The 24,804-nt window shown below is 70.0% G+C and carries 22 protein-coding genes and 1 tRNA gene; 19 read left to right on the top strand and 4 right to left on the bottom strand.

Features of this window, described 5'->3' with window-relative positions:
* Positions 1-45 precede the first annotated feature (45 nt).
* The 18 genes from ACEN9V_RS04670 (at position 46) to ACEN9V_RS04585 (ending at position 18,124) form a co-directional block, all read left to right on the top strand.
* Positions 46-651, top strand: a complete 606-nt coding sequence (locus tag ACEN9V_RS04670) for a TetR/AcrR family transcriptional regulator (RefSeq protein ID WP_413602329.1) — start codon at positions 46-48, stop codon at positions 649-651.
* Positions 648-1,772 carry a prephenate dehydrogenase gene (locus ACEN9V_RS04665; RefSeq protein ID WP_413602328.1) on the top strand — a complete coding sequence of 375 codons (1,125 nt, stop codon included), beginning with the start codon at positions 648-650 and terminating at the stop codon, positions 1,770-1,772. The genes ACEN9V_RS04670 and ACEN9V_RS04665 overlap by 4 nt, the downstream gene beginning before the upstream one ends.
* A 152-nt stretch (positions 1,773-1,924) precedes the next feature.
* A complete protein-coding gene (gene cmk / locus ACEN9V_RS04660) occupies positions 1,925-2,620 on the top strand; it encodes a (d)CMP kinase (protein ID WP_413603033.1) in 696 nt (231 codons plus the stop codon).
* A 58-nt stretch (positions 2,621-2,678) separates the two neighbouring features.
* Positions 2,679-4,205 (top strand): ribosome biogenesis GTPase Der, encoded by a 1,527-nt coding sequence (gene der, locus ACEN9V_RS04655; RefSeq protein ID WP_281267471.1) that lies wholly within the window; start codon positions 2,679-2,681, stop codon positions 4,203-4,205.
* A gap of 40 nt (positions 4,206-4,245) precedes the next feature.
* Positions 4,246-4,791: a hypothetical protein gene (locus tag ACEN9V_RS04650; RefSeq protein ID WP_413602327.1), complete on the top strand. Its 546-nt coding sequence runs from the start codon at positions 4,246-4,248 to the stop codon at positions 4,789-4,791.
* Between the two features lie 121 nt (positions 4,792-4,912).
* Positions 4,913-5,437 carry a hypothetical protein gene (locus ACEN9V_RS04645; RefSeq protein WP_413602326.1) on the top strand — a complete coding sequence of 175 codons (525 nt, stop codon included), beginning with the start codon at positions 4,913-4,915 and terminating at the stop codon, positions 5,435-5,437.
* Between the two features lie 9 nt (positions 5,438-5,446).
* Positions 5,447-5,773, top strand: a complete 327-nt coding sequence (locus ACEN9V_RS04640; RefSeq protein WP_413602325.1) for a hypothetical protein — start codon at positions 5,447-5,449, stop codon at positions 5,771-5,773.
* A gap of 65 nt (positions 5,774-5,838) precedes the next feature.
* A complete protein-coding gene (locus ACEN9V_RS04635) occupies positions 5,839-6,714 on the top strand; it encodes an oxidoreductase (protein WP_413602324.1) in 876 nt (291 codons plus the stop codon).
* Positions 6,715-6,792: 78 nt separating this feature from the next.
* Positions 6,793-11,325 carry an FtsK/SpoIIIE domain-containing protein gene (locus ACEN9V_RS04630; RefSeq protein WP_413602323.1) on the top strand — a complete coding sequence of 1,511 codons (4,533 nt, stop codon included), beginning with the start codon at positions 6,793-6,795 and terminating at the stop codon, positions 11,323-11,325.
* A 2-nt stretch (positions 11,326-11,327) separates the two neighbouring features.
* Positions 11,328-11,624 (top strand): WXG100 family type VII secretion target, encoded by a 297-nt coding sequence (locus tag ACEN9V_RS04625; RefSeq protein ID WP_071270879.1) that lies wholly within the window; start codon positions 11,328-11,330, stop codon positions 11,622-11,624.
* Positions 11,625-11,686: 62 nt separating this feature from the next.
* A complete protein-coding gene (locus tag ACEN9V_RS04620; protein ID WP_413602322.1) occupies positions 11,687-12,238 on the top strand; it encodes a hypothetical protein in 552 nt (183 codons plus the stop codon).
* Complete coding sequence (locus ACEN9V_RS04615; protein ID WP_413602321.1) at positions 12,235-13,080, top strand: hypothetical protein; 846 nt, start codon at positions 12,235-12,237, stop codon at positions 13,078-13,080. The genes ACEN9V_RS04620 and ACEN9V_RS04615 overlap by 4 nt, the downstream gene beginning before the upstream one ends.
* A gap of 340 nt (positions 13,081-13,420) precedes the next feature.
* Positions 13,421-14,605 (top strand): hypothetical protein, encoded by a 1,185-nt coding sequence (locus ACEN9V_RS04610; RefSeq protein WP_413602320.1) that lies wholly within the window; start codon positions 13,421-13,423, stop codon positions 14,603-14,605.
* 167 nt (positions 14,606-14,772) lie between these two features.
* Entirely contained in the window at positions 14,773-15,135 is a 363-nt protein-coding gene (locus tag ACEN9V_RS04605) for a hypothetical protein (protein ID WP_413602319.1), read from the top strand.
* Between the two features lie 122 nt (positions 15,136-15,257).
* On the top strand, positions 15,258-15,815 hold the full coding sequence (locus tag ACEN9V_RS04600) for a hypothetical protein (protein WP_413602318.1): 558 nt from the start codon (positions 15,258-15,260) through the stop codon (positions 15,813-15,815).
* A gap of 89 nt (positions 15,816-15,904) precedes the next feature.
* Entirely contained in the window at positions 15,905-16,390 is a 486-nt protein-coding gene (locus ACEN9V_RS04595) for a hypothetical protein (RefSeq protein ID WP_413602317.1), read from the top strand.
* 341 nt (positions 16,391-16,731) lie between these two features.
* A complete protein-coding gene (locus ACEN9V_RS04590; protein WP_413602316.1) occupies positions 16,732-16,956 on the top strand; it encodes a hypothetical protein in 225 nt (74 codons plus the stop codon).
* A 37-nt stretch (positions 16,957-16,993) separates the two neighbouring features.
* A complete protein-coding gene (locus ACEN9V_RS04585) occupies positions 16,994-18,124 on the top strand; it encodes a 5-methyltetrahydropteroyltriglutamate--homocysteine S-methyltransferase (RefSeq protein WP_413602315.1) in 1,131 nt (376 codons plus the stop codon).
* A gap of 54 nt (positions 18,125-18,178) precedes the next feature.
* Here the strand turns inward: ACEN9V_RS04585 and ACEN9V_RS04580 are convergent, their stop codons facing one another.
* Positions 18,179-20,326 carry a RecQ family ATP-dependent DNA helicase gene (locus ACEN9V_RS04580; protein WP_413602314.1) on the bottom strand — a complete coding sequence of 716 codons (2,148 nt, stop codon included), beginning with the start codon at positions 20,324-20,326 and terminating at the stop codon, positions 18,179-18,181.
* A gap of 77 nt (positions 20,327-20,403) precedes the next feature.
* Complete coding sequence (locus ACEN9V_RS04575; RefSeq protein WP_413602313.1) at positions 20,404-21,876, bottom strand: hypothetical protein; 1,473 nt, start codon at positions 21,874-21,876, stop codon at positions 20,404-20,406.
* A 295-nt stretch (positions 21,877-22,171) separates the two neighbouring features.
* On the opposite strand from ACEN9V_RS04575, the gene ACEN9V_RS04570 reads away from it, so the two are divergent.
* Positions 22,172-22,245 (top strand) — tRNA-Pro (locus ACEN9V_RS04570).
* A gap of 109 nt (positions 22,246-22,354) precedes the next feature.
* Here ACEN9V_RS04570 and ACEN9V_RS04565 read toward each other — a convergent pair.
* Positions 22,355-23,035, bottom strand: a complete 681-nt coding sequence (locus tag ACEN9V_RS04565) for a response regulator (RefSeq protein ID WP_413602312.1) — start codon at positions 23,033-23,035, stop codon at positions 22,355-22,357.
* Entirely contained in the window at positions 23,032-24,690 is a 1,659-nt protein-coding gene (locus tag ACEN9V_RS04560; RefSeq protein ID WP_413602311.1) for an ATP-binding protein, read from the bottom strand. Before ACEN9V_RS04560 ends, ACEN9V_RS04565 begins: the two co-directional genes overlap by 4 nt.
* Between the last annotated feature and the right edge of the window lie 114 nt (positions 24,691-24,804).

Raw genomic sequence — 24,804 nt, 5'->3', positions numbered from 1 at the left:
CGACGATATCCACCGAACGATCGTTCGGCAAGTAGGATGGCGACCATGAGCAACGCGACCTCGACCCGCCGACCCGGCAGCGAGACCCGCGCGGAGATCCTCCGCGTCGCGCTGGAGCTCTTCACCAGCCGCGGGTACGAAGGCACCTCCATCCGGGACATCGCCGAGGCGCTCGGCGTCACGAAGTCGTCGCTCTACTACCACTTCGCCAGCAAGGAGGCGATCATCCGCGCGCTGCTGGACGATCGCCGCGGTGAGCTCGACGCCCTGCTCGCCTGGATCGACGAGCAGCCGCCGGGCCCGGACCTGCTGCGCCGGACCGCCCTGCGCTGGGTCGACTCGACCTCACCCGGCCGGATCCGCGGGATGCGGTTCGCGCACGCCAACCGGCCGATGATGCAGAAGTTCGCGGAGGAGGGCGGCGACATCCGTTCGTGGTTCGACGAGGTCGTCGATCGGCTCGTCCCGGCGGACGCCCCCTGGACCGAGCGGCTCCGCGCGCGCATGGCGTTCGACACCGTGAGCGCGGCACTGTTCGCCGCGCTGGGAACCCGCGCATCGGAGGAAGAGGTCCTCGCGACCGCCCGTGCCGCGACGATCGCACTCACCGATCCGGAACGACCGGGACCGGTCGGTAGGGTTGCCAGGTGACCCAGACGCCCCATCCCGGCACGACACCGGAGCCCGACCGCCGGCTCCGCGGACCCGTGCGCGTGGTCGGCGCCGGCCTGCTCGGCGCGTCGATCGGCCTCGGTCTCCGACAGAAGGGCGTGGAGGTCATCCTCGACGACGTCTCACCAGCAGCGCTCGCGCTCGCCGTGGACTACGGCGCCGGCCGTCGTCCGGCCGACGGGGACGCTCCCGAACTCGTCGTCGTCGCGGTCCCGCCGGACGTCACCGCGCAGGTCGTCGAGCGGGAGCTCGCCGCCTACCCCGACGCGGTCGTCACCGACGTGGCAAGCGTGAAGTCGGTACCGCTCGAGCGTCTCCGAGCCGCTGGAGCCGACGTCACGCGGTACGTCGGGTCGCACCCGATGGCCGGTCGCGAGCGCAGCGGCCCGACCGCGGCGCGCGCCGACCTGTTCATCGGTCGCCCGTGGGTGATCGCCGGCCACGACGACATCACGCATCGCCGGGCGGCCGTGGTCGAAGCGCTCGCCCTCGACCTCGAGGCGACGGTCGTCCCGATGGAGCCCGAACCGCACGACCAGGCCGTGGCGATCATGTCGCACGTCCCGCAACTCGTCTCGACGCTGATGGCGTCCCGACTCCGCAGTGCTCCCGAGTCGGCGCTCGGACTGGCCGGCGGAGGCGTCCGCGACGTCACCCGGGTCGCGGCGAGCGATCCAGGGCTCTGGGTCCAGATCATCGGGGCGAACGCGGCGCACATCCGGCCGGTCCTGAGCGACCTGCGGGACGAGCTGACGAAGGTCATCGACGCCCTCGCCGACCCCGACGCACCCGGTGCTCCGCGGACGATCGCCGAGACCATGGCATCCGGCAACCGCGGCGTCGAGCGACTCCCGGGCAAGCACGGCACCACGAAGCGCTTCGCCCAGGTCGTCGTCCTGGTGGACGACCGACCCGGGCAGATCGCCGAACTCCTCACGACCATCGGCGAGATCGGCATCAACCTCGAGGACATGCGCCTCGAGCACTCACCCGGAGCACCGATCGGCATCGTCGAGGCGTCGGTCGTGCCCGAGCAGGAACAGCGACTCGTCGACGAACTCGAGAGCCGCGGATGGAGGATCGCAGCAGCATGGGCCTGAACGACCAGAACGAGTCCGGCGTGACCGGTGGGCCGGACGGCCCCGACACCGGGCTCCCCACACCCGTCGACCAGCCCGGCCCGGTGACCGGTGGCGACATCGGCGGCGCGGACGGCCAGGGCAGTGGCGAACCGGGCCTGACCCGCGAGCCGATGCCGGCCGGTCTCGCGGACGGCGCGTACGTCGCGAAGTTCGTGATCGCGGTGGACGGTCCGGCTGGCAGCGGCAAGTCCAGCGTCTCCCGGGCCGCCGCTCGGGCCCTCGGGTTCGGCTACCAGGACACCGGCGCCGCCTACCGCGCGCTGGCGTGGCACGCCCTGCAGCAGCAGGCCGACCTCGACGACGCCGACGCGATCCTGGCGAGCTGGGACACGTTCGACTACGAGATCGGCACCGACCCGGACGCGTACTTCGTGCGTGTGGCGGGCACCGACGTGACCGATGCGATCCGGACCCCGGAGGTGACGGCGGCGGTGGCGCACATCGCGAAGCTCCCCGACGTCCGGAAGCGCCTCGTGCAGCTGTTCCGGAACGTGATGCGCAAGACCGATGCGAAGGGGATCATCACCGAGGGCCGGGACATCACGACGGTGGTCGCGCCCGACGCCGACGTCCGGATCCTCCTGACCGCCGACGAGCAGGTTAGAATGGCCCGACGCTCGGCGGAGGTCACGACCCAGTCGGCCGCCGAGACCTCGGCTGCACTCGCCCGACGTGACGCAGCCGATGCGAAGGTCGTCGACTTCATGAACGCCGCAGACGGCGTGACGACGCTCGACTCCACCGACCTCGACTTCGACCAGACCGTGCAGGCGGTCGTCGACCTGGCCCGCGCGGCCGGACACTGACACCGGCCCGACGGGCCCGAACACACGCGGCCGACCGGCCGCCGGCAAGGAACCCACCATGGCGCAGCTGGACAACGGACCAGAGCACGACGACTTCCCGGAGTACGACGACGCCCTCGGCGAGCGTCTCGCGGGCCTCGACGAGTCGGAAGCGGAGCAGCGGGCGACCGCACTCCGCGCCGGCCTCGAGGACTACGACCTCGACGAGGAAGACGTCGCGCTCCTCGACTCCGCGCAGTTCGGCGAGGACGGCGTCGCGTACCTGCCGGCACTCCCGGTGCTCGCGATCGTCGGTCGTCCGAACGTCGGCAAGTCCGCGCTCGTGAACCGCATCATCGGTCGCCGCGAAGCCGTCGTGCAGGACGTCCCCGGCGTCACGCGCGACCGTGTGAGCTACAAGGCCGAGTGGAACGACAAGCGGTTCACCCTGGTGGACACCGGCGGGTGGGAGCCCGACGCGAAGGGCATCAACGCCTCGGTCGCGCTCCAGGCAGAAGTCGCGATCGACCTCGCCGACGCCGTGCTGTTCGTCGTCGACGTCACGGTCGGCATCACCGCGACCGACGAGCACGTCGTGAAGATGCTGCGCGGCACCGACAAGCCGGTGATCGTCGTGGCGAACAAGTCCGACGACGACCGCCGCGACCTCGACGCCTACGAGCTCTGGAACCTCGGGCTCGGCGAGCCGCACCCGGTCTCCGCACTCCACGGTCGTGGCGTCGCGGACCTCCTCGACCTCATCATCACCACCCTCCCCGACGTCTCCGCCGTCGCGAAGCAGGAGATCGGCGGCCCGCGTCGCGTGGCGATCCTCGGACGCCCGAACGTCGGCAAGAGCTCGCTGCTCAACAAGGCGGCCGGTGAAGAGCGCGTCGTCGTGAACGAGCTCGCCGGCACCACCCGCGACCCCGTGGACGAGCAGGTCGAGCTCGGCGGCCGTGTCTGGCGCTTCGTCGACACCGCCGGCATCCGCAAGCGCGTGCACCTCCAGCAGGGCGCGGACTTCTACGCCTCGCTCCGTACGACGGCCGCGCTCGAGAAGGCCGAGGTCGCCGTGGTCGTCCTCGACGTCACCGAGCCGGTGTCCGTCCAGGACCTCCGCATCATCGACCTCGTGCTCGAGTCCGGTCGCGCACTGGTCCTCGCGTACAACAAGTGGGACCTCCTCGACGACGAGCGTCGTCGGTACCTCGAGCGTGAGATCGAACAGGACCTCGCGCACGTGGCCTGGGCGCCGCGCGTGAACATCTCGGCGCGAACCGGCCGGCACCTCGAGAAGCTCGTCCCGGCCCTCGAGACCGCGCTCGAGTCGTGGGACACCCGCATCCCGACGGGCAAGGTCAACGCCTTCATCGCCGAGCTGGTCCAGGAGCACCCGCACCCGGTCCGTGGCGGACGCCAGCCGCGCATCCTCTTCGGCACCCAGGCCGCGAGCCAGCCGCCGACGTTCGTGCTCTTCACGACCCAGTTCCTCGACCCGCAGTACCGCCGGTTCATCACCAGGCGTCTGCGCGAGGTCTGGGGCTTCGCTGGAACGCCCATCACCGTCAACATGCGCGTCCGCGAGCGCCGGAAGCGCACCTGACCCCTCCCCGGAACGACATGCACGGGCGTACGCTCCGTGCATGTCACCCGGGCACGGGCCCACGCCGAACGGCTGGGCAGCGATCGGCGCGGCCGGCGTGATCGTCGCCGCGGCGGTCTTCTTCTGGCTGCTCGCTCCGGCCCCGACGGCGCACACGGCCGTCGAGCGTAGGCCGACGAACGCCATCGCGACCGTGCCACCGCACCCGGAGCCCTGGTACCGCACCGGGCTGCCGGTGGACGGAGACATCGTCCCGATCGGCGTCGACACGACGGGCCACGTCACGGTGACGAGGTCGGGCGAGCGTGCGCTGCGCGTCACGATCACGGACTTCCGGACCGACCTCGCGACCGCGGACGTCCGGGTGCAGCTGACCGGCGGCGACGTGGTGGGCACCGGGCAGGAAGCACGATGGGTCCCGGACGGCGACCCCGTCGAGGTCGGCACGATCCCGCACGGCGCGACGTCCGCGGTCATCGACCTGCGCGTCCCGCAGATCTTGCCGCCCCAGGTGCACTCGCTCGTGATCCTCGACTGGAACACGACCACCATCCTGGGTGGTGCCGAGCTGCTGCCAGCCGGCTGACGCCGTCGACCCCGCCACGCCGGTCGCGCAGGGTGCGCGCCGGTCGCGATCCGAGCCTCCCGGCTGGTCGGACGGGAGGCTCGTGGCACGTGATCCGCGCCGGATACGGCACCATGGACGGGTGACGCAGCAATCCATCGCGGACCGGGCCGACCGGCTCTGGTGTCGTCTCCGGCTCGACCGCCTGGCCGGCGGCCGCCAGGCCGACTACGTGATCCGTGAGGACATGCTCGCGCACCCCGCGACCGTGCGGTCGTTCCGGTGGATCCGCTGGTTGCTCGTCGCCGAGACCGTGGTGGGTCTCGCCGCGATCGTCGTGGCGATCCTGCTCACGCGGGCCGGCGAGACGATCCCGTGGGCCGTGTGGTTCCGGGCGACCGTGGTGCTCCTCATCACGCTGACGCTGTACGTGTTCGCCTGGCGAGCGCAGCTCGGGTACTACTGGGCATACCAGCGGTTGCGGTTGTTCAGCAGGATCTTCCCGATCGTGACGCTCATCATCGCGGCGATCCCCGGGCTCTACCCGTTCTGGATGGTGATCGAGCAGATCGTCTTCTCGGTGTTCATGATCGGCATCGGTGACGTGCTCACGTCCGACCACATGCGCTCGGCCTTCCCGAAGCCCGCGAAGCGTACGGCTCCGTAGGATCGCGTCATGACGATGTTCGGCGGGGTGCGGTTCGACCCGGAGGACCTGCCCCGGTTCGCCGGTGACCTGTTCGACCACGTGGCTGCGGGCGGGACGGCCCCCGACGTGGACGGCGCACCGTTCGCCGACGCGGTCGGGATCCTCGCCGGGTCCGGGGGCGGCGCGGTCGACGCCGACGTGTTCGACGCGGCGGAGTTGCTCGGGTACCTGCTCGCCGTGGTCCACGCGGAGACGTCGTTGCCCGACGCCGTGTTCGTCGAGCCTGTGGACGCCCGCGAGCGGCGTTCTCGTGTGGAGGAAGCGGTTCGCCGGATCGTCGGGTACCGCGCCTAGGACCCCGGGTCCCAGGGACCATCGGGGCCTGTCACCGATCCCGGTCCAGGAGGATCGTGGACGACATGACGAACACCACCCTCCCCGGCGGCACGTACCGTCTCGCCGACGACCTCGAACTCACCCGCGTCGGGTACGGCGCGATGCAGCTGGCCGGACCCGGGGCGTTCGGCCCGCCCGCCGACCACGACGAGGCGATCCGTGTGCTGCGCGAGGTCGTCGACCTCGGCATCACGCACATCGACACGTCCGACTACTACGGTCCGTTCGTGACGAACGGCCTCATCCGCGAGGCGCTCGCGCCCTACCCGGACGACCTGCGCATCGTGACGAAGGTCGGTGCCCGACGCGACGAGCAGGGTGGGTGGCCCGAGGCGCGGGAGCCGCACGAGCTCGTCGAGCAGGTGCACGGCAACCTCCGGAACCTCGGCGTCGAGCGACTCGACGTGGTGAACCTGCGCATGGGCGGCATGGAAGGCCCGCGGCCCGGATCGATCGCTCCCCAGTTCGAGGCGCTCGCCGAGCTCCAGCAGCAGGGGCTCATCAACCACCTGGGGCTCTCGACGGTGAACGCCGAACAGCTCGCGGAGGCGCAGGGCATCGCACCGGTCGTGTGCGTGCAGAACCTGTACAACGTCGCGCACCGTGAGGACGACCCCTTCGTCGACCTCACGGCTGCGCAGGGGATCGCCTTCGTGCCCTACTTCCCGCTCGGCGGCTTCTCGCCGATCCAGTCAGGGGCGCTCGACGCGGTCGCCGCCCGTCTCGAGGTGTCGCGCCTGACCGTCGCGCTGTCGTGGCTGCTGCAGCGGTCGCCGAACATGCTCCTGATCCCGGGGACGTCGTCGGTCGCCCACCTGCGCGACAACGTCGCGTCGGCGGGCTTCGCGCTGCCGGCCGACGCGGTGGCTGAGCTGGACGCGATCGGCACCGCCGCGTAGACGGGCCGTCCCGTCCGTCCTGTGGACACGTTGACGGGCTGTCGCGGCACGTCCATAAGATGGTCGCGGGGGTGACGTGTGAAACTCAAGATGACCATCGGCGGCACGGCAGGGGGCGATCGCGACGTCGTCGTGACGGCGGACGTGACCGCGACGATCGGGAGCCTCGCGAACCGGTTGGCGACCGGCAGTCCGTCCGGGGTGCACCCGCTCACGTTGCGCGTGCAGTTCCCGGACCGCCCGCAGGCCCGGCTGCTCAACCCGTCGGCGACGGTGCACGAGTCCTCGCTGCGGTCCGGCTGCCGGGTGGAGGTCGTGCCGGTCACCGAGCGGCGGCGTGGGGACGACGTGGAGGACGCGCCCGCCGCCGTCGTGCAGGTCCTCGCCGGTCCGGAGGCCGGGCACGAGTACACGCTCTCGCGCGGCGTGAACCTCATCGGACGCGACGCGATGGCGCAGGTGTACCTCGCCGGTGACGACGAGGTCTCCCGCCGCCACGCGTCGGTCACGGTCGGCGAGACGATCGAGGTCGTCGACCTCAACTCGGCGAACGGCGTCTCCGTCGACGGTCGGCTCGTCGCACGGGCCTTCGTCGAGCCGTCGTCCGAGGTGCAGGTGGGGGAGTCCCGGCTCCGCATCGTGCCACTCGCGTCCGGTGGACTCCCGACGCTCCCCGGCGCCGCCGAGATGCCGTCGGAGTTCTCGCGGTCCCCGCGGGTGGACCCCGCGTACCGGGGCCGGTCGTTCACGCTGCCGGAGATCCCCGTCCCCGGCGAGAAGCCACGACTCCCGATCATCGCGATCATCGCGCCGATCGTGCTGGGCGCCGTGCTGTTCCTCGTCACGAAGCAGCCGTACACGCTCATCTTCATCGCGCTGTCCCCGGTGATCATGATCGGGACGTGGATCGACCAGCGCGTGCAGGTCAAGCGGCGGAAGCGCGACGAACGGCAGCGCTTCGAGGACTCGCTCGCGGACGTCCGCACGCGGCTCGCGGCGGAGCGGGCGCGCGAGATCGACGCCCGGGTGGCCGAATCGCCCGCTCCCGCCGTCGTGACGGCGGCGATGCGGACGCGGTCCGAGCTGCTGTGGACGCGCAAACCCGAGCACACCACCTTCCTCGAGGTCCGGTTCGGCGCAGGGACCCAGCCGTCGCGCGCATCGATCACGCTGCCGTCGAAGAACACCGGCAGCGTCGACGACTGGAACCGCGCAGAAGCACTCGCCGACGAGTACGCCACCGTCGGTCCCGTCCCGGTCATCGAGACGTTCGAACGAGCCGGCGCGATCGGCGTCGCCGGGACCGGACTCGCTGCCGACGACGTCGCCCGGTCGCTCGTCGTGCAGCTCGTCGGACTGCACAGCCCGGCCGACCTCGTCGTCACGGCTTTCGCCGGCGGCACCACGACCGAACAGTGGGGGTGGTTGAAGTGGCTGCCGCACGTCGACTCCGCGTACAGCCCGCTCCGCTCCGGCGGGCTCGTCAGCGACTTCGCGGGCGCGTCGACGCTGCTCGCGGAACTCGAGGGGCTCGTCGCCACCCGCCGTGACGCCGGCGCAGGTCGCGGTGAGCAGGTGCGGTCGCGCCTGGACGAGGGGCACGCGCTCGACGAGGAGCACGGCGAGTCCGTCGACCGGCTGCCGGCGACCCCCGCGGTGCTCGTCATCGTCACCGCCGAGGCCCCGGCCGACCGCGCTCGACTGGTGGCGCTCGCCGAAGAGGGTGCGGACTTCGGCGTCTTCGTGCTGTGGCTCGCCCCGACGCAGCAGGCGCTGCCGGTGGTGTGCCGGACGTACATCTCCCTCGACCGCTCCACCGGGACCGCGACCGTCGGGTTCGTGCGGTCCGGCCAGGCGGTCGTGCTCGACGAGCTCGACCGCGTCGACGTGATCGAGGCCGCGACCGTCGCCAGGGCCATCGCACCCGTCCAGGACACCGGCGCCCGCGTGCTCGACGAGACCGACCTGCCGCACAGCGTCGCGTTCGTCGACCTGTACGAGGGCGACCTCGCCGGGGACCCGGTGGCCGTCGTCAGCCGCTGGGCGAAGAACGACAGCATCACCGCGGACTGGGTGCCTGGCGCCGGTCGCGAAGCAGGCGGGATCCGGGCGGTCATCGGGCAGGGACCGAGCGAGCCGCTCGCGCTGGACCTCAGGACCCAGGGCCCGCACGCGCTCGTCGGCGGGACCACGGGTTCCGGCAAGAGCGAGTTCCTGCAGACGTGGATCATGGGGATCGCGGCCGAGTACGCCCCGGACCGCGTGACGTTCCTGCTCGTCGACTACAAGGGCGGTGCGGCGTTCGCCGAGTGCGTCGGGCTGCCGCACACGGTCGGACTCGTCACCGACCTCAACCCGCACCTGGTCCGCCGCGCCCTGACGTCGTTGCGGGCGGAACTGCGGTACCGCGAGCACCTGCTCAACGAGCGGGGTGCGAAGGACCTCGTCACGCTCGAGCAGCGCGGCGATCCGGCAGCGCCGCCGTCGCTCGTGATCGTCATCGACGAGTTCGCCGCCCTCGCTTCTGAGATCCCCGAATTCATCGACGGGGTCATCGACGTCGCACAGCGTGGTCGTTCGCTGGGGCTCCACCTCGTGATGGCGACGCAGCGGCCGAGCGGGGTCATCAAGGACTCCCTGCGCGCGAACACGAACCTCCGCATCGCCCTGCGCGTCGCCGACGAGGTGGACAGCGCCGACGTCCTCGGTGTGCCCGACGCGGCGTGGTTCGATCCGGGCACCCCCGGGCGCGCTGCGGCGAAGACCGGACCGGGGCGTGTCCTGGACTTCCAGACGGCGTACCTCGGCGGACGGTCGGACGACATCGTGCACGAGCCCGACATCGACGTGCAGGACTTCCCGTTCGGGCCGGGCACGATGTGGCCGAGTGCCGCACGCGCTCCGCGGGACACCGCTCGCGCGAAGGACATCGAGCGGCTCGCCGGCACCATCGCGGCCGCTGCGGACCGACGCTCGCTCGCCGTCCCGCGGAAGCCGTGGCTCGACCAGCTCGGCGAGAGCGTCGACCTCGACGCGGTCGGGCGATCCGACGGAGCGTCGCTCGTCATCGGCACGCTCGACGTCCCGGAACACCAGCAGCAGACCGCCTACGCCGTCGACCTCGACGTCGTCGGCAACGTCGCCGTCCTCGGGACCGGTGGCTCCGGCAAGTCCACGGTGCTCCGCGCCGTCGCCATCGCGGCGTCCTCAGTGGCCGACGAGCACCCCGTGCAGGTCTACGGACTCGACTTCGGCGGCGGCGGGCTCTCGATGCTCGACGCGCTGCCCACCGTCGGGTCCGTGATCAGCGGGCCGGACGACGAACGCATCACGCGCCTCCTGGTCGATCTGGAGACGACCATCTCGGACCGTTCGCGGCGGTTCGCAGCGGCCCGAGCCTCCTCCCTGACCGAGTACCGGGCCGTCACCGGCGAGGCGGAGCCGCGCATCCTGGTGCTCGTCGACGGGATGGGCGCGTTCCGGAACGAGTACGAGTTCCGACCGGGCACGCTGCAACTGTTCGACCAGGTGCTCGCGATCGCCTCCACCGGGCGGGCGCTCGGCGTGCACCTCGTGATGTCGGCCGACCGTGTCGGGGCCTTCCCGACGAACCTGCAGGCGAACATCGGCGAACGGATCGTGCTGCGGCTCGCGAGCGACATCGAGTACAACGCGGCCGACGTCGCCGCGGACGTGCTCGAGGACGCCGTCCCCGGGCGTGGACTCGTGGGATCGCACGAGGTGCAGATCGCCGTCCCGAGCGGCTCTGCCGATCTCGTCGTGCAGGCCGCTTCGGTGGAGTCCCTGGCCGGTTCCCTGGTGGCGCGCGGCGTCCCGGCGACGCCGGCGGTCCGACGGCTGCCCGCCTCCGTCGGGATCTCCTCGCTGCCCGTGTCGGTCGATGGACGTCCGACGATCGGGGTGGCCGACGACACGCTGTCGGCCATCGGCATCCCCACCGACGGGCTGTTCGTCGTCACCGGACCGTTCGGGTCTGGACGGAGCACGACGATGCGCACGCTCATCGGGTCGGTCACGGCGACGTACCCTGCTCGCCCTGCGTACCTGGTTGTCGGCCGCCGGAGTGCGCTCCGGGACGCGGCGGACTGGGCCGCGGTCGCGAGTGACTCCGACTCGGCCGACGCGCTCGCCAGCCAGCTGGCGTCGTCGCTCGAAGCAGGCGGGACGATCGACCCGTCGCCGTTCATCGTGATCGAGAACGTCGGCGACTTCGAGGGGCTGCCAGCCGAGTCGCAGGTCGCGCGGTTGATCAAGGCCGCTCGGCGCGCAGGGGTGTTCGTCCTCGCGGAGGCCGACACCGTCACCGCGCCGAGCGCCTGGCAGCTGTTCGGGGAGCTCAAGACCGCCCGCGCGGGCATCGCCCTGCAGCCGGAGGAGACGGACGGGCTGACGCTGTTCCGGACCGCCTTCCCGCGCTGCACGCGGTCGGACTTCCCGCTCGGGCGGGGGTTCATGGTCGACTCCGGGCGGGTCACCCGGGTGCAGGTCGCGCTGCCTGTTTCCCATCGCATGGGTGAGGAATTCTCCTCCTCTGGTAGCGTGCCAGAAGTCGCCGGAGGGGCTGGCGACGAGAACCGAACAAGGGGATGACCATGCCGAACATCAACGTGTCCTACCAGGAGCTCAACGGCAACGCGGACCGGCTGCTTGCTGGTCGTGACGAGATCAACGCGACGCTGTCGAAGCTGCAGGCGCAGATCGCGTCGCTGACGCAGGCGGGGTTCCAGACGGACCGGTCGTCGGGGGCGTACAACGACGCGTACCAGCGCTTCACCTCCGGTGCGCAGAACACCATCGGTGGCCTGAACGACCTGGCGCAGTTCCTGCGCACCACGGCGACCACGCTGGGTGACGTGGATCAGCAGCTGGCATCGAAGCTGGGTCGCTGAGCCGGTCCGTCGTGTGCGGCATCCGTGTGATGCCGCTACGGGGGTGAACTGTGTACGGGGAGATGGCGAACCTGCGGGCCAAAGCCCGCACGCTCCGCGACGACGCCGCCGGTCTGCGCTCGCGAGCTTCCGGGCTCGTGGCGCAGGCCGACGCGCTCTCGTCGTCGTCCAAGGCCGCTGATGCTGTGCGTCGGCGCGTCCACGAATCCGGTGCCGAGCTCGGCAAGAAGGCCCAGCTGCTCGACGATGCAGCGGAGGCGCTCGAGGCGCATGCGAAGGCGGTCGATGCCGTCAAGGCGAAGATCGCCGAGGCGGAGCGGATCGCGCGTGATCTCTGGAACCAGGCGTCCAGCCTGGTCGCCAACGTCGTCGACAGGGTGAAGGACGTCGCCAGCGGTGCCGTGAACGGACTGATGAACGTCGTCGGGGCAGCGCTGTCCGGCAACCCGGACGAGATCCGCGTGTCCGTCCACGAGGTCAACGGACGAGAGGTCTCGAGTTCCGAGGTGTCGAGCGCCCGGGCGTTCATCGGGCAGGTGCCCGCACCGCCCGCAGCGGGGTCGAAGGACTGGCTCGACGTGCGTGGGGCAGCGATGCGGAACGGCGTCGGATGAGCGCGGCGCCGAGCACTGACGTCATCGAGTGGGAGCTGTCCGTGGACGAGCTCCAGACGCTGCGATCCCACCTGCCCGGCCTCGTGCTGCCGTCGTTCGTGCCCGCCGGCGACGGTCGGGACGACCTCGTGGCGGGGCTCGCTTCGCGAGGTGTGCTGGAGCGTTCTCCCGCTCTCGACGCCGATTCGTGGGCCGAGGACCTCGACGCGCCGTTCCTGCTGGCGCTCGCGCTGCAGAACGCCGGGTCGATCGTCATCCAGGTCACCGCGTGGACGCCGGGCGGGACGGCCGCGCACTCCACCGTGATCCAGGCGTCGGCCGCCTCACACCTCACGGTGCACGGCGACGGTTCCGCCCGTCTCCGGGGAACGACACTCGAGCAGGCCTGGCCGACCCTCGCAGGGCTCGTACCGGCAGTGTCCGTCGACGGCCCTGCACGCGGCGCGGTCACCGTCAGCACGGTCGCGTCGCAGGCACTCGTCGACGCGATCGGACAGCGTGATCCGCGCTTGCTCGACGCCGTCGTGCGCGAGCTCCAGGTGCCGGCCGAGGCGGTCGACCTGTTCCGCGGACTCGCGGACCCCGTGCACTCGGGGTTCCGAGTGAAGGCGTTCACGCTCGACCACGGGCCGGTGTTCGTCGGTAACTGGTTCGGTACCACCCGAGGCTGGCTGCGGATGGGCGTCGGACTCGAGCCCGAGGCGCGTGGCGCCGAGGTCACGCCAGAGCTCATCACCGATGCCGGGACCGTCACGGTGACGGCGCAGACCGACGAGGACATCCGTACGGAGCTGCTGAGCCTCGTCGCAGGACTGATCAGGGACAGGGACAGCGATGTCTGAAGGGCTGAAGGTCGACTTCGCCGAACTCGACCGGATGACGAACGGGCTGACGGACCTCAATGCGTACGCGTTGCCGTTGGTGCCGAAGGTCGGGGCGATCTCGGCAGATGGTGATCTGTTGGCGTCGGCGATCCTCTCCCCGGGAACGGCCGTGGCGGCTGAGTCGGCGGTGTTGACCGCGTCGGTGCAGCTCGGGGTGACGGTCGCGTCGACCGAGGCGCTCGTGGTGATCACGGCGTCGATCGTGAAGGTGTACCAGACGGCTGAGGCTGCGCTGGTCGTTGCGGCGACCGCGATCCGGGTGACCGCGGAACGTGCCGTCGACTTCGCGGGACGGGTCGTGACCGATGCCGTGCTCGCGGTGAAGACGGTTGTCTACACCGTGGTCCTCGTGAAGACCGTCGTTCACGAGGCGTTGGCGAGCGGACTCGTCGGCGACGTCGCAGGGATCGCGGTGCACTCGCTGAAGGAAGCCTTCGACAGTGCGCTCGAATCCGATGGCAGCCTCCTCGATCGTCTGGAGTTGTTCGCGACCGAGGCGGCCAACAATTTCTCGACGAACTTCATGGCGGCGCTGCCGGCGCTCAGCCCGAAGATCGTCGCTGTGGGACAGCAGTCGCTCGGGGACCTCCGGAGCATGGGCGTGTACGACGACCTCCTGGGCACACTCATCGCGGACGGTCACCGATTCGGGCTGTTCGAGGACGGGGTCCCCGAGTTCGTCACGGACGCTATCGATCCGGATGAGCGTCTCGCGAGAACGCAGGATGCGCTCTCCGACAGCGAAGCGGCCCTCGACGGCCGGCTGCAGATCGACGCGAACGGCAACATCATTCCGACCGATGTGGCCTCGCTCTTCGCGAGCTCCAGCCAGATCGACGGGATCGGTCAAGACGACTTCGCGAACATCCGCATCTTCAAGACGATCGGTGAGGACGGGACGGTCCGCTACACCGTGCAGATCCCCAGCACGCAGAGCTGGGACCCCGAGGCCGGGACCACGCCGAACGACCTCTCGTCCGACGTCATCGCGATGCGCTACGGAAACAACTCCGCATTGTCGACTGCCGTGATGGATGCGATGAAGCGAGAGGGCATCACCGACGAGCCAGTGATGCTCGTCGGGTTCAGCCTCGGTGGCATCACCGCGGGCACGATTGCCGCTGATCCGCATGGGTACAACATTCAGCAGGTGGTGTCTGCAGGCGCTCCGATTGGTGCGATGCCGATCCCGAGTTCGACGCACGTCACGTCCTTCGAGTCCACCAGCGACCCCGTCGCCGCCCTCGACGGGCGGCTCAACCCAGACTCCTCGTCGTGGCAGACGGTTCGTGGCGATGCTCCTGTGAAGCCGACCGAGGGCGGTCAGCAGCCCACGCTCGTGAATGCCCACGACGCGAATCGTTACGCTGTCATGGCGCAGGACAACCCGTCGGTGAACTTGTCGTCGGACATCGGGCAGTTCCTCGGGGGCAAGGGAAACCAGACCTCGGTCAACGACTGGGAAGTGGAACGGAAGCAGTGAAGTTACCTCGCGCCGCGATCGCGGTCGTCGCGGGCCTCGGTCTCGCGTCTGTGTTCGCGATCGCTGGATGCAGCCCGACCGACCCGGGAGACGAACCGACCATGACGACGTCCTCAACAGCTCAGGGCGGCGAATCACTCGATGCCGCGCGAGCACAACTCGCGGAGATGGCTGGACTCTCGGACGCGACCATCAAGGTCAACAAGACGGTGTCCGGACTGCAGACCAACCGGCGCATCTGGTTCGAGGCGACGAGCAGTGCGCTGTCTGCGGACGAGCAGACGAAGCAGGTCGAGCAACTCCTGGAGCTCGGTTGGTCCATCAACGACGTCGATGCGAACAACGGCGTCAGCGTGCGGCTGCACACCTCGCCGCAGGTGGTCGTCGGCGACCTCCTCGACTCGTCGTGGACGGACCTCGAGTACCGATCATCGCCCGAAAGCTTCAAGGAACTCGTCGTCGTCCCGCGCTCGTCGCTCGAAGCAAAGCTGGGGGCATGGCCGGGCGACGTCCCCGACCTCAGTTCGTGAAACTGAGCGCCTCGCTAAATGACACCGGGCTTCGTGCCCAGGGCGAGAAAGTGCCGTCCCGACTGCGCACGATGCGAATCGGTACGCCGTGATGGCGAACGGTGACCCGACCCTCAACAATGATGGCTCAGTTCTCGATGGCGATCAGTCGGTCACCGATTACCGGGTGGAGCGGCAGGAGGAACATGAAGCGTGCTGTGGTTCTTGTTGGGCTGATGGCGACGGCGCTGGTGCTCGCATCCTGTGCAGATAGCTCCCCTGTGGGACAGACGCCGGCGGCGGCGGAGAGTGCTCTGAAGACTCTGCCCGGGGTCGAGGACGCTTCGGTCTCAATAGAGAAGGACACGAGTGGCCTCTCGGCGGCGAACACGAGCCGTGCGGTGGTAATTCTCAAGATGGATTCTGGGACCACGAATGATCAGGTGAGCGACGCTGAGGTCGATTTCATCTTGCAGACAGGATGGTCGATGGGTGCAAGTAGGCCTCTGGTTCGAGGTGTCACCGTCGGCGTTGACGGTGCTGAGGCGCTCAGCGTCGGGAAGCTCTTGGATCGAGCAGGTTGGGTCGAGAGCGGCTCCCCAATTCCGGGTGCACAGTCGGGCAATGTGCCTGCCCGGCTGCTCGAGGACCCTTTCGGTAAGTGGCCAGGTAAGCCATCGGAGACGTACGGGAAGGAATGACGCCAACGTCGGGGCACCTACAGCTCGTGCAGGGAGTGCTTGGAAATCTGTACTGCGGGCCACGATCTGTTCATGACGAGGAGCCGATCATGAGAGTCACACGGATCCTCGCGATCACAATGGGGGTCGCACTCATGACCGGATGCGCCGCCAACACGTCGACTGTGGCGCAGAGTCCGAAGCAGCGAGTGGCCGACGCGAAAGCGCGAACACAACGGTTCGAACTGCGAGTCGCGGAACTCGTGCCGGACACGGTCATCGATGAGATCAGGCAGCTCCCGAATGGCTCGCTGCAGTCGTGCGAGCAAGGCGACATGTGGGCGGGCGGCGTCACGATCAACCTGCGCACGGACGCACAGCCAGACCTTGTCCTCGGCGAGCTCGGCCAGCGTGCGGGCGACGCAGGCTTGGAGGTGGAGCACAGCAAGTCGTTCAACGGGACGGAGCGCATCACGGTGTCGGACCATGAGGGGGTCTCTGTGTTGCTGGACAGCGCGCCGCACAGCATCGATGGAGGATCCTTCTCGGACTGCTTTTCTCTTCCGAAGGAGTTCTACCGAGGCGGTGAGTTCTGAACCGGCGCCGCAGGACGTTTGCGCAACGAGTGGATCGACCGGTGATGCAACAGGGCTTCGGGTGCGAGTGAGGTGAGAGCGAGTGATGCCGATCGTCAAGCCGGTCGACGTTGCATTCGTTGTGGGTGCCCTCGCCAGATGCGCGAGAAACTCTGCGGGTCAAGGCGACCCGTTGGAACGCCTCGCTACTGCGAAGCAGTTGACGATGACTCCAAGCAACTTCGCATCTACTGAGGTGCGGGACGACGACCGCTACGCTGCCGACCGTGGGGACGGAGCGGATCGCAGGAGCTGACCGCAACGGTTGGCGGCATCTCTGGTGGACACTGCCGCTTGCGACCGTGGTCGCCTTTCCTCCGTGGGTGCTCGCCGCGTTCGAGTGGGGAGGATTCGGCAGCCGTGAAGTGCTTCCCGCCGTCGCTGGGATCGTCGTCGTCGCCCTCGTGTACTTCGGCGCCGTCACCATCCCGACGAAGCTGACGGCCCGGTCCGGCACCGTCGGCGCACTCGTCGGGGTCGCTGCAGCCGCGATCGGCGCGCTCGTCATCGTGCTCATCACCCCATGAGCGCAGCGCCGCAGGAGACCGTCGATAGCATCGACTGATGACCTCGCAGCGACCGCCGTACCGTGCCGACATCGTCGGCAGCTTCCTCCGCCCCGCCAGCGTCAAGGACGCCCGTCAGCGCGCTGCCGCGGGCACGATCGACCCGATCGAGCTGCAGTCGGTGGAGGACGAGGCAATTCGCGGCCTGATCGACTCCGAGGTCGAGGCCGGGCTCCAGCTCGCGACCGACGGTGAGTTCCGCCGTGCCTGGTGGCACCTCGACTTCTGGGGTGGCCTGAACGGCGTGGAGGTCGTCGAACTCGACCACGGCATCGCGTTCCAGGGGGTCGAGACCACCCCGAAGGGCATGCGGGTCACCGGCCCGGTGTCCTTCCCAGCCGATCACCCGTTCCTCGTGCACGCCGCGTTCGTGGTTGCCGAGGCATCGCGGCGTGGTGTGACGGCGAAGATGACGATCCCGTCGCCGACCGTGTTCGACTTCCGGCTCGACGCCGACCAGATCCGCACGGACCACTACGCCGACCGCGATGCGATCACCGACGACCTCGTGCAGGCCTACCGCGACGCGATCGCCGCGTTCTACGACGCGGGCGTCCGTTACCTGCAGCTCGACGACACGGCGTGGGCGTACGCCTGCTCTGATGTGGAGATGGAGAAGGCACAAGCTCGGGGGATCGAGACCGACGGTATCGCGGAGCGGTTCGCCACGATCATCCGCCGGGTCCTCGACGGTCGGCCCGACGACCTGGTCGTGACGACGCACGTTTGTCGCGGGAACTTCCGGTCGACGTGGATCGCGTCGGGCGGGTACGAGCCGGTGGCGGAGCAGATGCTCGGACACACCGGCTACGACGGGTTCTTCCTGGAGTACGACAGCGACCGCGCGGGTGGGTTCGAGCCGCTGCGGTTCCTGCCGAAGGGCGACCAGGTCGTCGTCCTCGGGCTGATCACGTCGAAGTCGGGGGAGCTCGAGGACCCGGCGGTCATCGAGCGTCGGATCGCCGAGGCTGCCGAGTTCGCCCCGCTCGACCAGCTGGCGCTGAGCCCGCAGTGCGGTTTCGCGTCGACCGAGGAGGGCAACGTCCTGACCGAGGACCAGCAGTGGGCGAAGGTCCGTTCCGTGGTCGAGATCGCGGACCGGGTGTGGCCGACCGCTGCGCGCCCCTAGCCAGCCCGCACGGCGGCAAGACACCAGCCAGCCCGGACGGCGGCGGGACGCCCGCTACGCCACGGTAGCGAGCGCGAACGGCAGCACGGCAGATGCCCCCGCACGCCGCAGCTCCCGCCCGGCGACGGTCATCGTCCAACGGCTGTCGACGAGGTCGTCCACGAGCAGCACCGGTCCTTGGTGCGATTGCAGCGCTGAAGACAGAGCAGGCCCGACCGTGAAGCTGTCCCACACGCCGGCCAGCCGGTAGGCGCTGTTCGTCGCACCATCGCCACGCGGCGTCCCGCCGGTGCGGTCGAGCGTCCCGAGGAACTCGAGCTTCCCGATCGACGACAGTGACTGCGCGAGCGACGAGACGAGCTGCGGTCGGGACTGCGACGACATCGCCACGACACCGGTCGGCCGGGTCTCCCACGGCCAGTCCTTGAGCGCCCGGATGCACCCGTCGAGGAGTTCGCGCGAGACCGGTGCGTCGGCGACCCCGGACGCGAAGAGCGCACGCAGCGGACCACCCCAGCCGAGGTCGGTCAGACGGGCGACGGCGCGACCGGGTGCAACGACCTCGTCGGCGGCGAGCTTGCCGCGCACGGGCACGTTCAGCGCGGACATGCCCGAGGGCCACTGCGCGCGGGGAGCGATCTCGACGCCGACCTGGTCGAGCGCCGATGCCGCGCCGGTGGACGCACCTTCGGGGACGTCAGCCGGGTACCAGGCGCCCGCACAGTTGTCGCAGCGGCCGCAGGGTTCTGCCGATGGGTCGTCGAGGTCCTGCTGCAGGAGCTGCATCCGGCAGGCGGAGGTCGACTCGTAGTCGAGCATCGATGCGGCCTCGGCCGCACGGGCGGCGGCGACGCGTTCGTAGCGCGCGGCGTCGTACTCCCACGGCTGCCCGGTCGAGACCCATCCTCCGGTCACGCGACGAACGGCGCCGTCGACGTCGAGGACCTTGAGCAGGAGCTCGAGGGTGGACCGCTTGATGTCGACGAGCCCTTCGAGTGCGACCGTCGACATCGCCGAGTCGGTCGACAGCGCGCCGAGGACCGCGGAGGCGCGGGCTTCGGTCGGCATCGAGGCGCTGGCGAAGTACTTCCAGATCTCCTGGTCTTCGTACCCGGGGAGCAGGAGCACGTCGGCGTTGTCCGTCGCACGGCCGGCACGACCGATCTGCTGGTAGTAGGCGACGGGGGAGGACGGCGCCCCGACGTGCACGACGAAACCGAGGTCCGGTTTGTCGAACCCCATGCCGAGGGCGCTGGTGGCGACGAGGGCCTTCAGCTCGTTGCCCTTCAGCTGCTGTTCCAGCTGCTCGCGCTCGTCGGTGTCGGTGCGCCCGGTGTACGCACGGACGGCGTACCCGCTCTCTCGCAGGAGCCGCGCGATGTCCTCTGCCGCGGAGACGGTCAGCGTGTAGATGATGCCGCTGCCCGGCAGCTTACCGAGGTGCGCCAGGAGCCACCCGAGCCGGGCTCGGGCATCGGGGAGCGTGAGGACCCCGAGACGCAGGGAAGCGCGAGCCAACGACCCGCGGATCGTGAACACCGGATCGGCTGGACCCGCGGTGAGCTGCTCGGCGACGTCCTCGACCACGCGCTCGTTCGCGGTCGCGGTGGTCGCCAGCACGGGCACGCCGTGCGGCAGGGACCGGATGAGCTCGGCGAGGCGCCGGTAGTCCGGCCGGAAGTCGTGGCCCCAATCCGAGATGCAGTGCGCTTCGTCGACGACGAGCATGCCCATCCGGGCGATCAGCGTCGGCAGCTGTTCGTCGCGGAACTTCGGGTTGTTCAGCCGCTCGGGGGAGACGAGCAGGACGTCCACCTCGTCACGGGCGAGCGCGGCCTGCGTGTCGGACCACTCGTGGGCGTTCGCGGAGTTGATCGACACGGCCCGGACACCCGCTCGGGCAGCGGCAGCGACCTGGTCGCGCATCAGGGCCAGCAGCGGTGACACGAGCACCGTCGGGCCCCCGCCGCGACGCCGCAGGAGCAGGGTCGCGAGGAAGTACACCGCGGACTTGCCCCACCCGGTGCGCTGGACGACGAGTGCGCGTTGCCGGTGTTCGACCAGGGCCGATATCGCTTCGAGCTGGCCGGGGTGGAAGACGGCGTCGGGACGCCCGGTGAGCGCAGCGAGCGCAGCCTGCGCCTCGGCAGCGATGTCTGCAGAAGGCGAGGCGTTCGGCGGGGCTGCAACGGGGGTGTCCATGGCCCCATGCTGTCAGGACCGACCGACGAAACGCAGGCCGAGCCTCCAGTCTGTGGACAACCGGCGACCGGAACCCGCTACTGGTACGTGACCAGCGACGGCGTCGGCGCCACGGCCTGCATGGTCTGCGCAGGCGTCAGCATCGGATGGTCCTCGTCGTAGAAGTTCTTCCAGCCCCAGTGCGTGCCTGCTGGCGCATCGGCGTGCAGCGCCTTCCACGTCGCCTGCTTGTCCGGCTGCGATCCCTGCCCGTCAGCGTGGATGAGCAGGTCGAGCTCGGGGTGCGACTCCAGCGACGAGCGGTCCTGGATCATCGACAGCCGGAACTGGTGCAGGACGAGTGCCTTGGGCGGCAGCCCCTCGGATCGGACGAGCTGTGCGAGCCAGTCCGAGACCTGGTTCACCTCCGAGGCGTTCACGCTCCCGATCTGCTGCAGGGGCACCTGGTCCGCCGTCAGCCGCCACTCCGGGTCGAGCGCCAGCCATACACCAGGCTGCTTCAGGAGCGACTCGTACCGCTTCGCCTGGGAGAGGAAGTCCGAGCGGCCGGGCTGCAGGTCGATGATCACGGGCATGCCGGCGTCGTGCGCGGCGTCGACGTAGGGCTCCAGCGTCGAGACGGGGAGCTCGGTCGAGTAGTCCCCGTCGGCGCCGGGGTCACCGGCCGCGACGGTGGCGATGACCTCGAACGCGGGGGTCACGGGCTCGTCGGACACGTCGTCGTACGACGCCGCGAGCTGCTTCGCGCGCGACACGGACGCCGCCGGGTCCTGCTCGCCGAGCACGCCGAGGGCCGGGGCTCCTGGTGCGCCGTACATCGCGACGTACCGGTGTCCGTCGAACGGGCGCTGCCCGCCATGTGGCAGCTGGAAGCCGCTCTCCGCAGCGCGGACGGTCCACGTCGGGTCGCCGAGCCCACCGAACGCGGACCCGACGAACAGCGTCGGCGCGTCGCGGTGGTCGTGGAGCGCGGTCACGACGTCGGGTGCTGCAGCCGGGTCCGTGACGCCGTCCGGCATGGTCACCACGCGTGCACCGGCCGCCTTCGCAGTCGCCACCGGGGCGGCGTCGGCCGTCCCGTCCGCCACCACCACGGTCGTCGGCCGGGAGGACCGGGTCGACTCCGGCGCGTCCCCGTCCTCCGGCGCGGATCGCCGCTGGGCGTCGGTGTCGATGCGGACGTCGCCCTCGGCCTGGTACCAGGTGGCGCCGAGGCGGTCGAGCTCGCGGGCGACGGTGTGTTCCTGCTTCGGGCTGGTCAGGAGCAGGGGGACGTGTGCTCTCGTCGCAGCGTCGGCTGCGGTCTCGATGGCCCTGTCGTTCCCGGCTGGCGCGACGACGGCGCCGGGTGCGGTGGCGAAGAGCGCGCGACTCGCCCGGATCGACCGTTCGACGGGATCCTGTTCGTCCGCGACGGACACGGTGTCGGGGGAGGCCTTGGTCAGCGTCGGCCGGTCGTCGTGGGCTTCGGCCTTCGTGCATCCGGCGGCGCCGAGCACGAGGCCGGCTGCCGCGAGTGCGACGAGGGCACGGGCGGTACGGGAACGCATCGGGCCACCCTACGAGCCGGGTGCTGGGCGCCACATGTCCGGGGTGGGGTCGCTCTGGTGCTCTCTCGGGGGTCGCGTGGGCGCTGGCTCGGTGGCGCGCGAGATCGAGTGCGCGGACGTGGGGCCTTCCAGCTCCGGAAGGTCCCCGTTCCTGCGCACTCGATGCTCGGACGCGGGACCGGAACGGGACGTGGCGCGGCAGGGGTCCGGCGTCCGCTATGCTGGTCGGGCTGCTCCGCGCTCGGTCGGGTGCGAGTGGCGGAGTCCTCCGGGACTCCGGGTCCGCAAGGGCTCGCGGGCTGTGGCGCAGCTTGGTAGCGCACTTGACTGGGGGTCAAGGGGTCGCAGGTTCAAATCCTGTCAGCCCGACCGAATCGAACGAGTCCGTGTAGGACTCGACCGTCACGAGAGGCCCACAGCCAACTGGTTGTGGGCCTTTCTTCGTGATCCTGCCGCGCCCGGCCACGGAACGGACACGTCACCGCAGCCAGCGGTACTCGTACTCCGGTCGACCGGGCCCGCTGTACCGCACGTCCTTGTCCACCTGACCGACCGTCTTCAGGTGTTCGAGGTAGCGACGCGCAGTCACGCGCGACGTGCCGGTCTCCCTGGCGACTTCGGTGGCGGAGGCCCCGCTGGTCGACCGCATCAGGACCGCTCTGATCGATTCGAGCGTGTCGCTGGAGATGCCCTTCTCCAGATCCGGACGCGTCACCGGACGCAGGGCGCGGAGTCGCTCGTCGATGTCCGTCTGGCTGAGCGACCGACGGTCCTCGAAGCCCAGCCTGAAGTCGCGGTAGGTGGCCATCCGTTCGGCGAAGGTCCGGAAGCTGAACGGCTTGACAAGGTACTGCACGATGCCGAGCGCGATCGCGTTCTTCACTCCTCTGGCGTCGTTCGCGGCCGTCACCGCGATCACGTCGATGGCGGAACCGGCACTCCGGAGCGCCCGGACGAGCTGGAGACCGTGCGCGTCGGGCAGATCGAGGTCCAGCAGGACGAGGTCCGGCCGATCGGCGGTCACCGCGGCGAGCATCGCCCGGCCGGTCGGGACCGACCCGACGAGCTCGAACCCGTCGAGCCGAGCCAGGTAGGCAGCATGCGCCTCCGCGGTGAGCGGCTCGTCCTCGACGATGAGGACACGGATCGGTGCCGTCACGATCGGCACCGATCCGTGGGGAACTCGACCACGAACGCGCTCCCGGCGGGACCCGTGGTCACAGTCATGTGAGCGCCGATCCGGTCGAGCGCGGACCGCACCAGGCCGAGTCCGATCCCTCGTCCCTCCGGGCCGGAGGCCTTCGTTGACCAGCCGTGCTCGGAGGCGACCTCGATGTCGGTGATGCCCGTGCCGTCGTCCCGGACGACGAGGCGGACGGCGTCGTCGTCGGAGGTCACGGCGACCGAGACCCGTCCCTTCCCGGAACCCGCTGGACGCTCGGCGGCTGCGTCCACCGCGTTGTCCACGAGGTTGCCGAGGACGGTCATCACGTCACCAGCAGATCCCTGCACCGCTGTGCGGAGCCCCGTGGTGTCCGCCGTCAGCAGGACTCCGCGCTCGTGGGCCTGCGCTCGTTTGCCTCGGAGCACCGCCGAGAGCACCTCGGGTTGGACCGCGGAGCGCATCTCGGGCTGGACCGCCGAGCCGTCGGCGTCGGGACGCTCGGGCGATTCGATCGGCGCCGAGCGGTCTGCGCTCCGGTCGATCTCGTCCGAGGCGAAGCGGATCGCTTCACCGAACCGCTCGAGCTCGAGGAGCGCGACGATCGTGTGCAGTCGGTTCGCGAACTCGTGGGTCTGGGACCGGAGGGCGTCGGTGAGCGTCCGCGTTGCCGCGAGCTCGCCGGACAGGTGCAGCAGCTCGGTGTGGTCGCGGAGCGTCACGACGGTGCCGAGAGGCTTCGACGACGTCCGGGAGAACGCCATCTCCTGGTTGACGACGAGGACTCGGTCACCAGTCTCGTACGTCTCGTCGACGGCGCGGTCGCCGGACGCGAGCAGCGTCCGGAGGCCGTCGGAGAGGACGATCGAGTCGAGTGGGACCGGCGTCTGAGGGTCGGTCGGCGCAGGCAGGTCGAGGAGGTCCGCCGCTCGGTCGTTGTACAGCACGATGGTTCCGGAACCGTCGAGCACGACCAGTCCTTCGTGGACCGAGTGCAGGACTCCTTCGTACGAGGCGAACACGCGTGCGAGTTCCTCGGGTCCTCGGCCGGCGGTGACGCGGTCGAGGTACCGGCTCAGCAGCCAGGAGAACAGCGCGGAGACACCGATCACGGCCAGTGCCAGCGCGACGACCGACACCAGCCGGGGTACCAGCGCGGTCGCGATGTTCGCGACGGTCACGCCTGCTGACACGAGGCCGACGACGTGGCCTTCCGCGTCGGTGATCGGGGTCACGGCCCGGACGGAGGGGCCGAGTGTGCCGGCGGACGTCTCCGTGAAGGTCTCGCCTCGGAGCGCCGGTGCGATCGTGCCGCGGAACGGTCGTCCGATCTGGGATCGGTCCGGGTGGGTCCACCGAGTGCGATCGGGAGCCATGATCGTGATGAAGTCGGTGTGGGTCCGGCGCATGACGTCGAGGGCGTACGGCTCGAGCTCGGCCGAGGGATCGCGTGTGGTCGCCTGCTCGACCACGAACGGGTTCCTGGCGATCGTCACCGCGATCACGCTGCTCTGATGGGCCGCGGCCGCCTCGAGCTCCGACCGCGCGGACGCCCAGGCCCACACAGATCCCACCCCGACGCCGACGACCACGAAGAGCAGTTGCAGCGTGAACAGCCGCCGAGCGATGCTCCATCGACTCGATGTCGTCATCCACCCCTCCTCGCTCCGTCGCGGGACCCCATTCTGCGGCATCTCGACTCGGCGTGGTCGGACCGTGAACGCAATGAACGCAACCGACCCGAGCCGCGCATCGGGGACCAGGGT

It is taken from the genome of Curtobacterium sp. Curtsp57, assembly GCF_047324335.1.
Classification (GTDB): Bacteria; Actinomycetota; Actinomycetes; order Actinomycetales; family Microbacteriaceae; genus Curtobacterium.
Note: the sequence above shows the minus strand (reverse complement) of the source record. Positions and strands in the feature narration are given on the sequence as shown.

Excerpts from the sequence above, each read along its gene's own strand:
- ACEN9V_RS04670 (WP_413602329.1), top strand. The coding sequence starts at position 46 with ATGAGCAACGCGACCTCGACCCGCCGACCCGGCAGCGAGACCCGCGCG.
- cmk (WP_413603033.1), top strand. The coding sequence starts at position 1,925 with ATGCCGGCCGGTCTCGCGGACGGCGCGTACGTCGCGAAGTTCGTGATC.
- der (WP_281267471.1), top strand. The coding sequence starts at position 2,679 with ATGGCGCAGCTGGACAACGGACCAGAGCACGACGACTTCCCGGAGTAC.
- ACEN9V_RS04650 (WP_413602327.1), top strand. The coding sequence starts at position 4,246 with ATGTCACCCGGGCACGGGCCCACGCCGAACGGCTGGGCAGCGATCGGC.
- ACEN9V_RS04640 (WP_413602325.1), top strand. The coding sequence starts at position 5,447 with ATGACGATGTTCGGCGGGGTGCGGTTCGACCCGGAGGACCTGCCCCGG.
- ACEN9V_RS04635 (WP_413602324.1), top strand. The coding sequence starts at position 5,839 with ATGACGAACACCACCCTCCCCGGCGGCACGTACCGTCTCGCCGACGAC.
- ACEN9V_RS04625 (WP_071270879.1), top strand. The coding sequence starts at position 11,328 with ATGCCGAACATCAACGTGTCCTACCAGGAGCTCAACGGCAACGCGGAC.
- ACEN9V_RS04620 (WP_413602322.1), top strand. The coding sequence starts at position 11,687 with ATGGCGAACCTGCGGGCCAAAGCCCGCACGCTCCGCGACGACGCCGCC.
- ACEN9V_RS04615 (WP_413602321.1), top strand. The coding sequence starts at position 12,235 with ATGAGCGCGGCGCCGAGCACTGACGTCATCGAGTGGGAGCTGTCCGTG.
- ACEN9V_RS04605 (WP_413602319.1), top strand. The coding sequence starts at position 14,773 with ATGGCTGGACTCTCGGACGCGACCATCAAGGTCAACAAGACGGTGTCC.
- ACEN9V_RS04600 (WP_413602318.1), top strand. The coding sequence starts at position 15,258 with ATGGCTCAGTTCTCGATGGCGATCAGTCGGTCACCGATTACCGGGTGG.
- ACEN9V_RS04595 (WP_413602317.1), top strand. The coding sequence starts at position 15,905 with ATGAGAGTCACACGGATCCTCGCGATCACAATGGGGGTCGCACTCATG.
- ACEN9V_RS04585 (WP_413602315.1), top strand. The coding sequence starts at position 16,994 with ATGACCTCGCAGCGACCGCCGTACCGTGCCGACATCGTCGGCAGCTTC.
- ACEN9V_RS04580 (WP_413602314.1), bottom strand. The coding sequence starts at position 20,326 with ATGGACACCCCCGTTGCAGCCCCGCCGAACGCCTCGCCTTCTGCAGAC.
- ACEN9V_RS04575 (WP_413602313.1), bottom strand. The coding sequence starts at position 21,876 with ATGCGTTCCCGTACCGCCCGTGCCCTCGTCGCACTCGCGGCAGCCGGC.
- ACEN9V_RS04560 (WP_413602311.1), bottom strand. The coding sequence starts at position 24,690 with ATGACGACATCGAGTCGATGGAGCATCGCTCGGCGGCTGTTCACGCTG.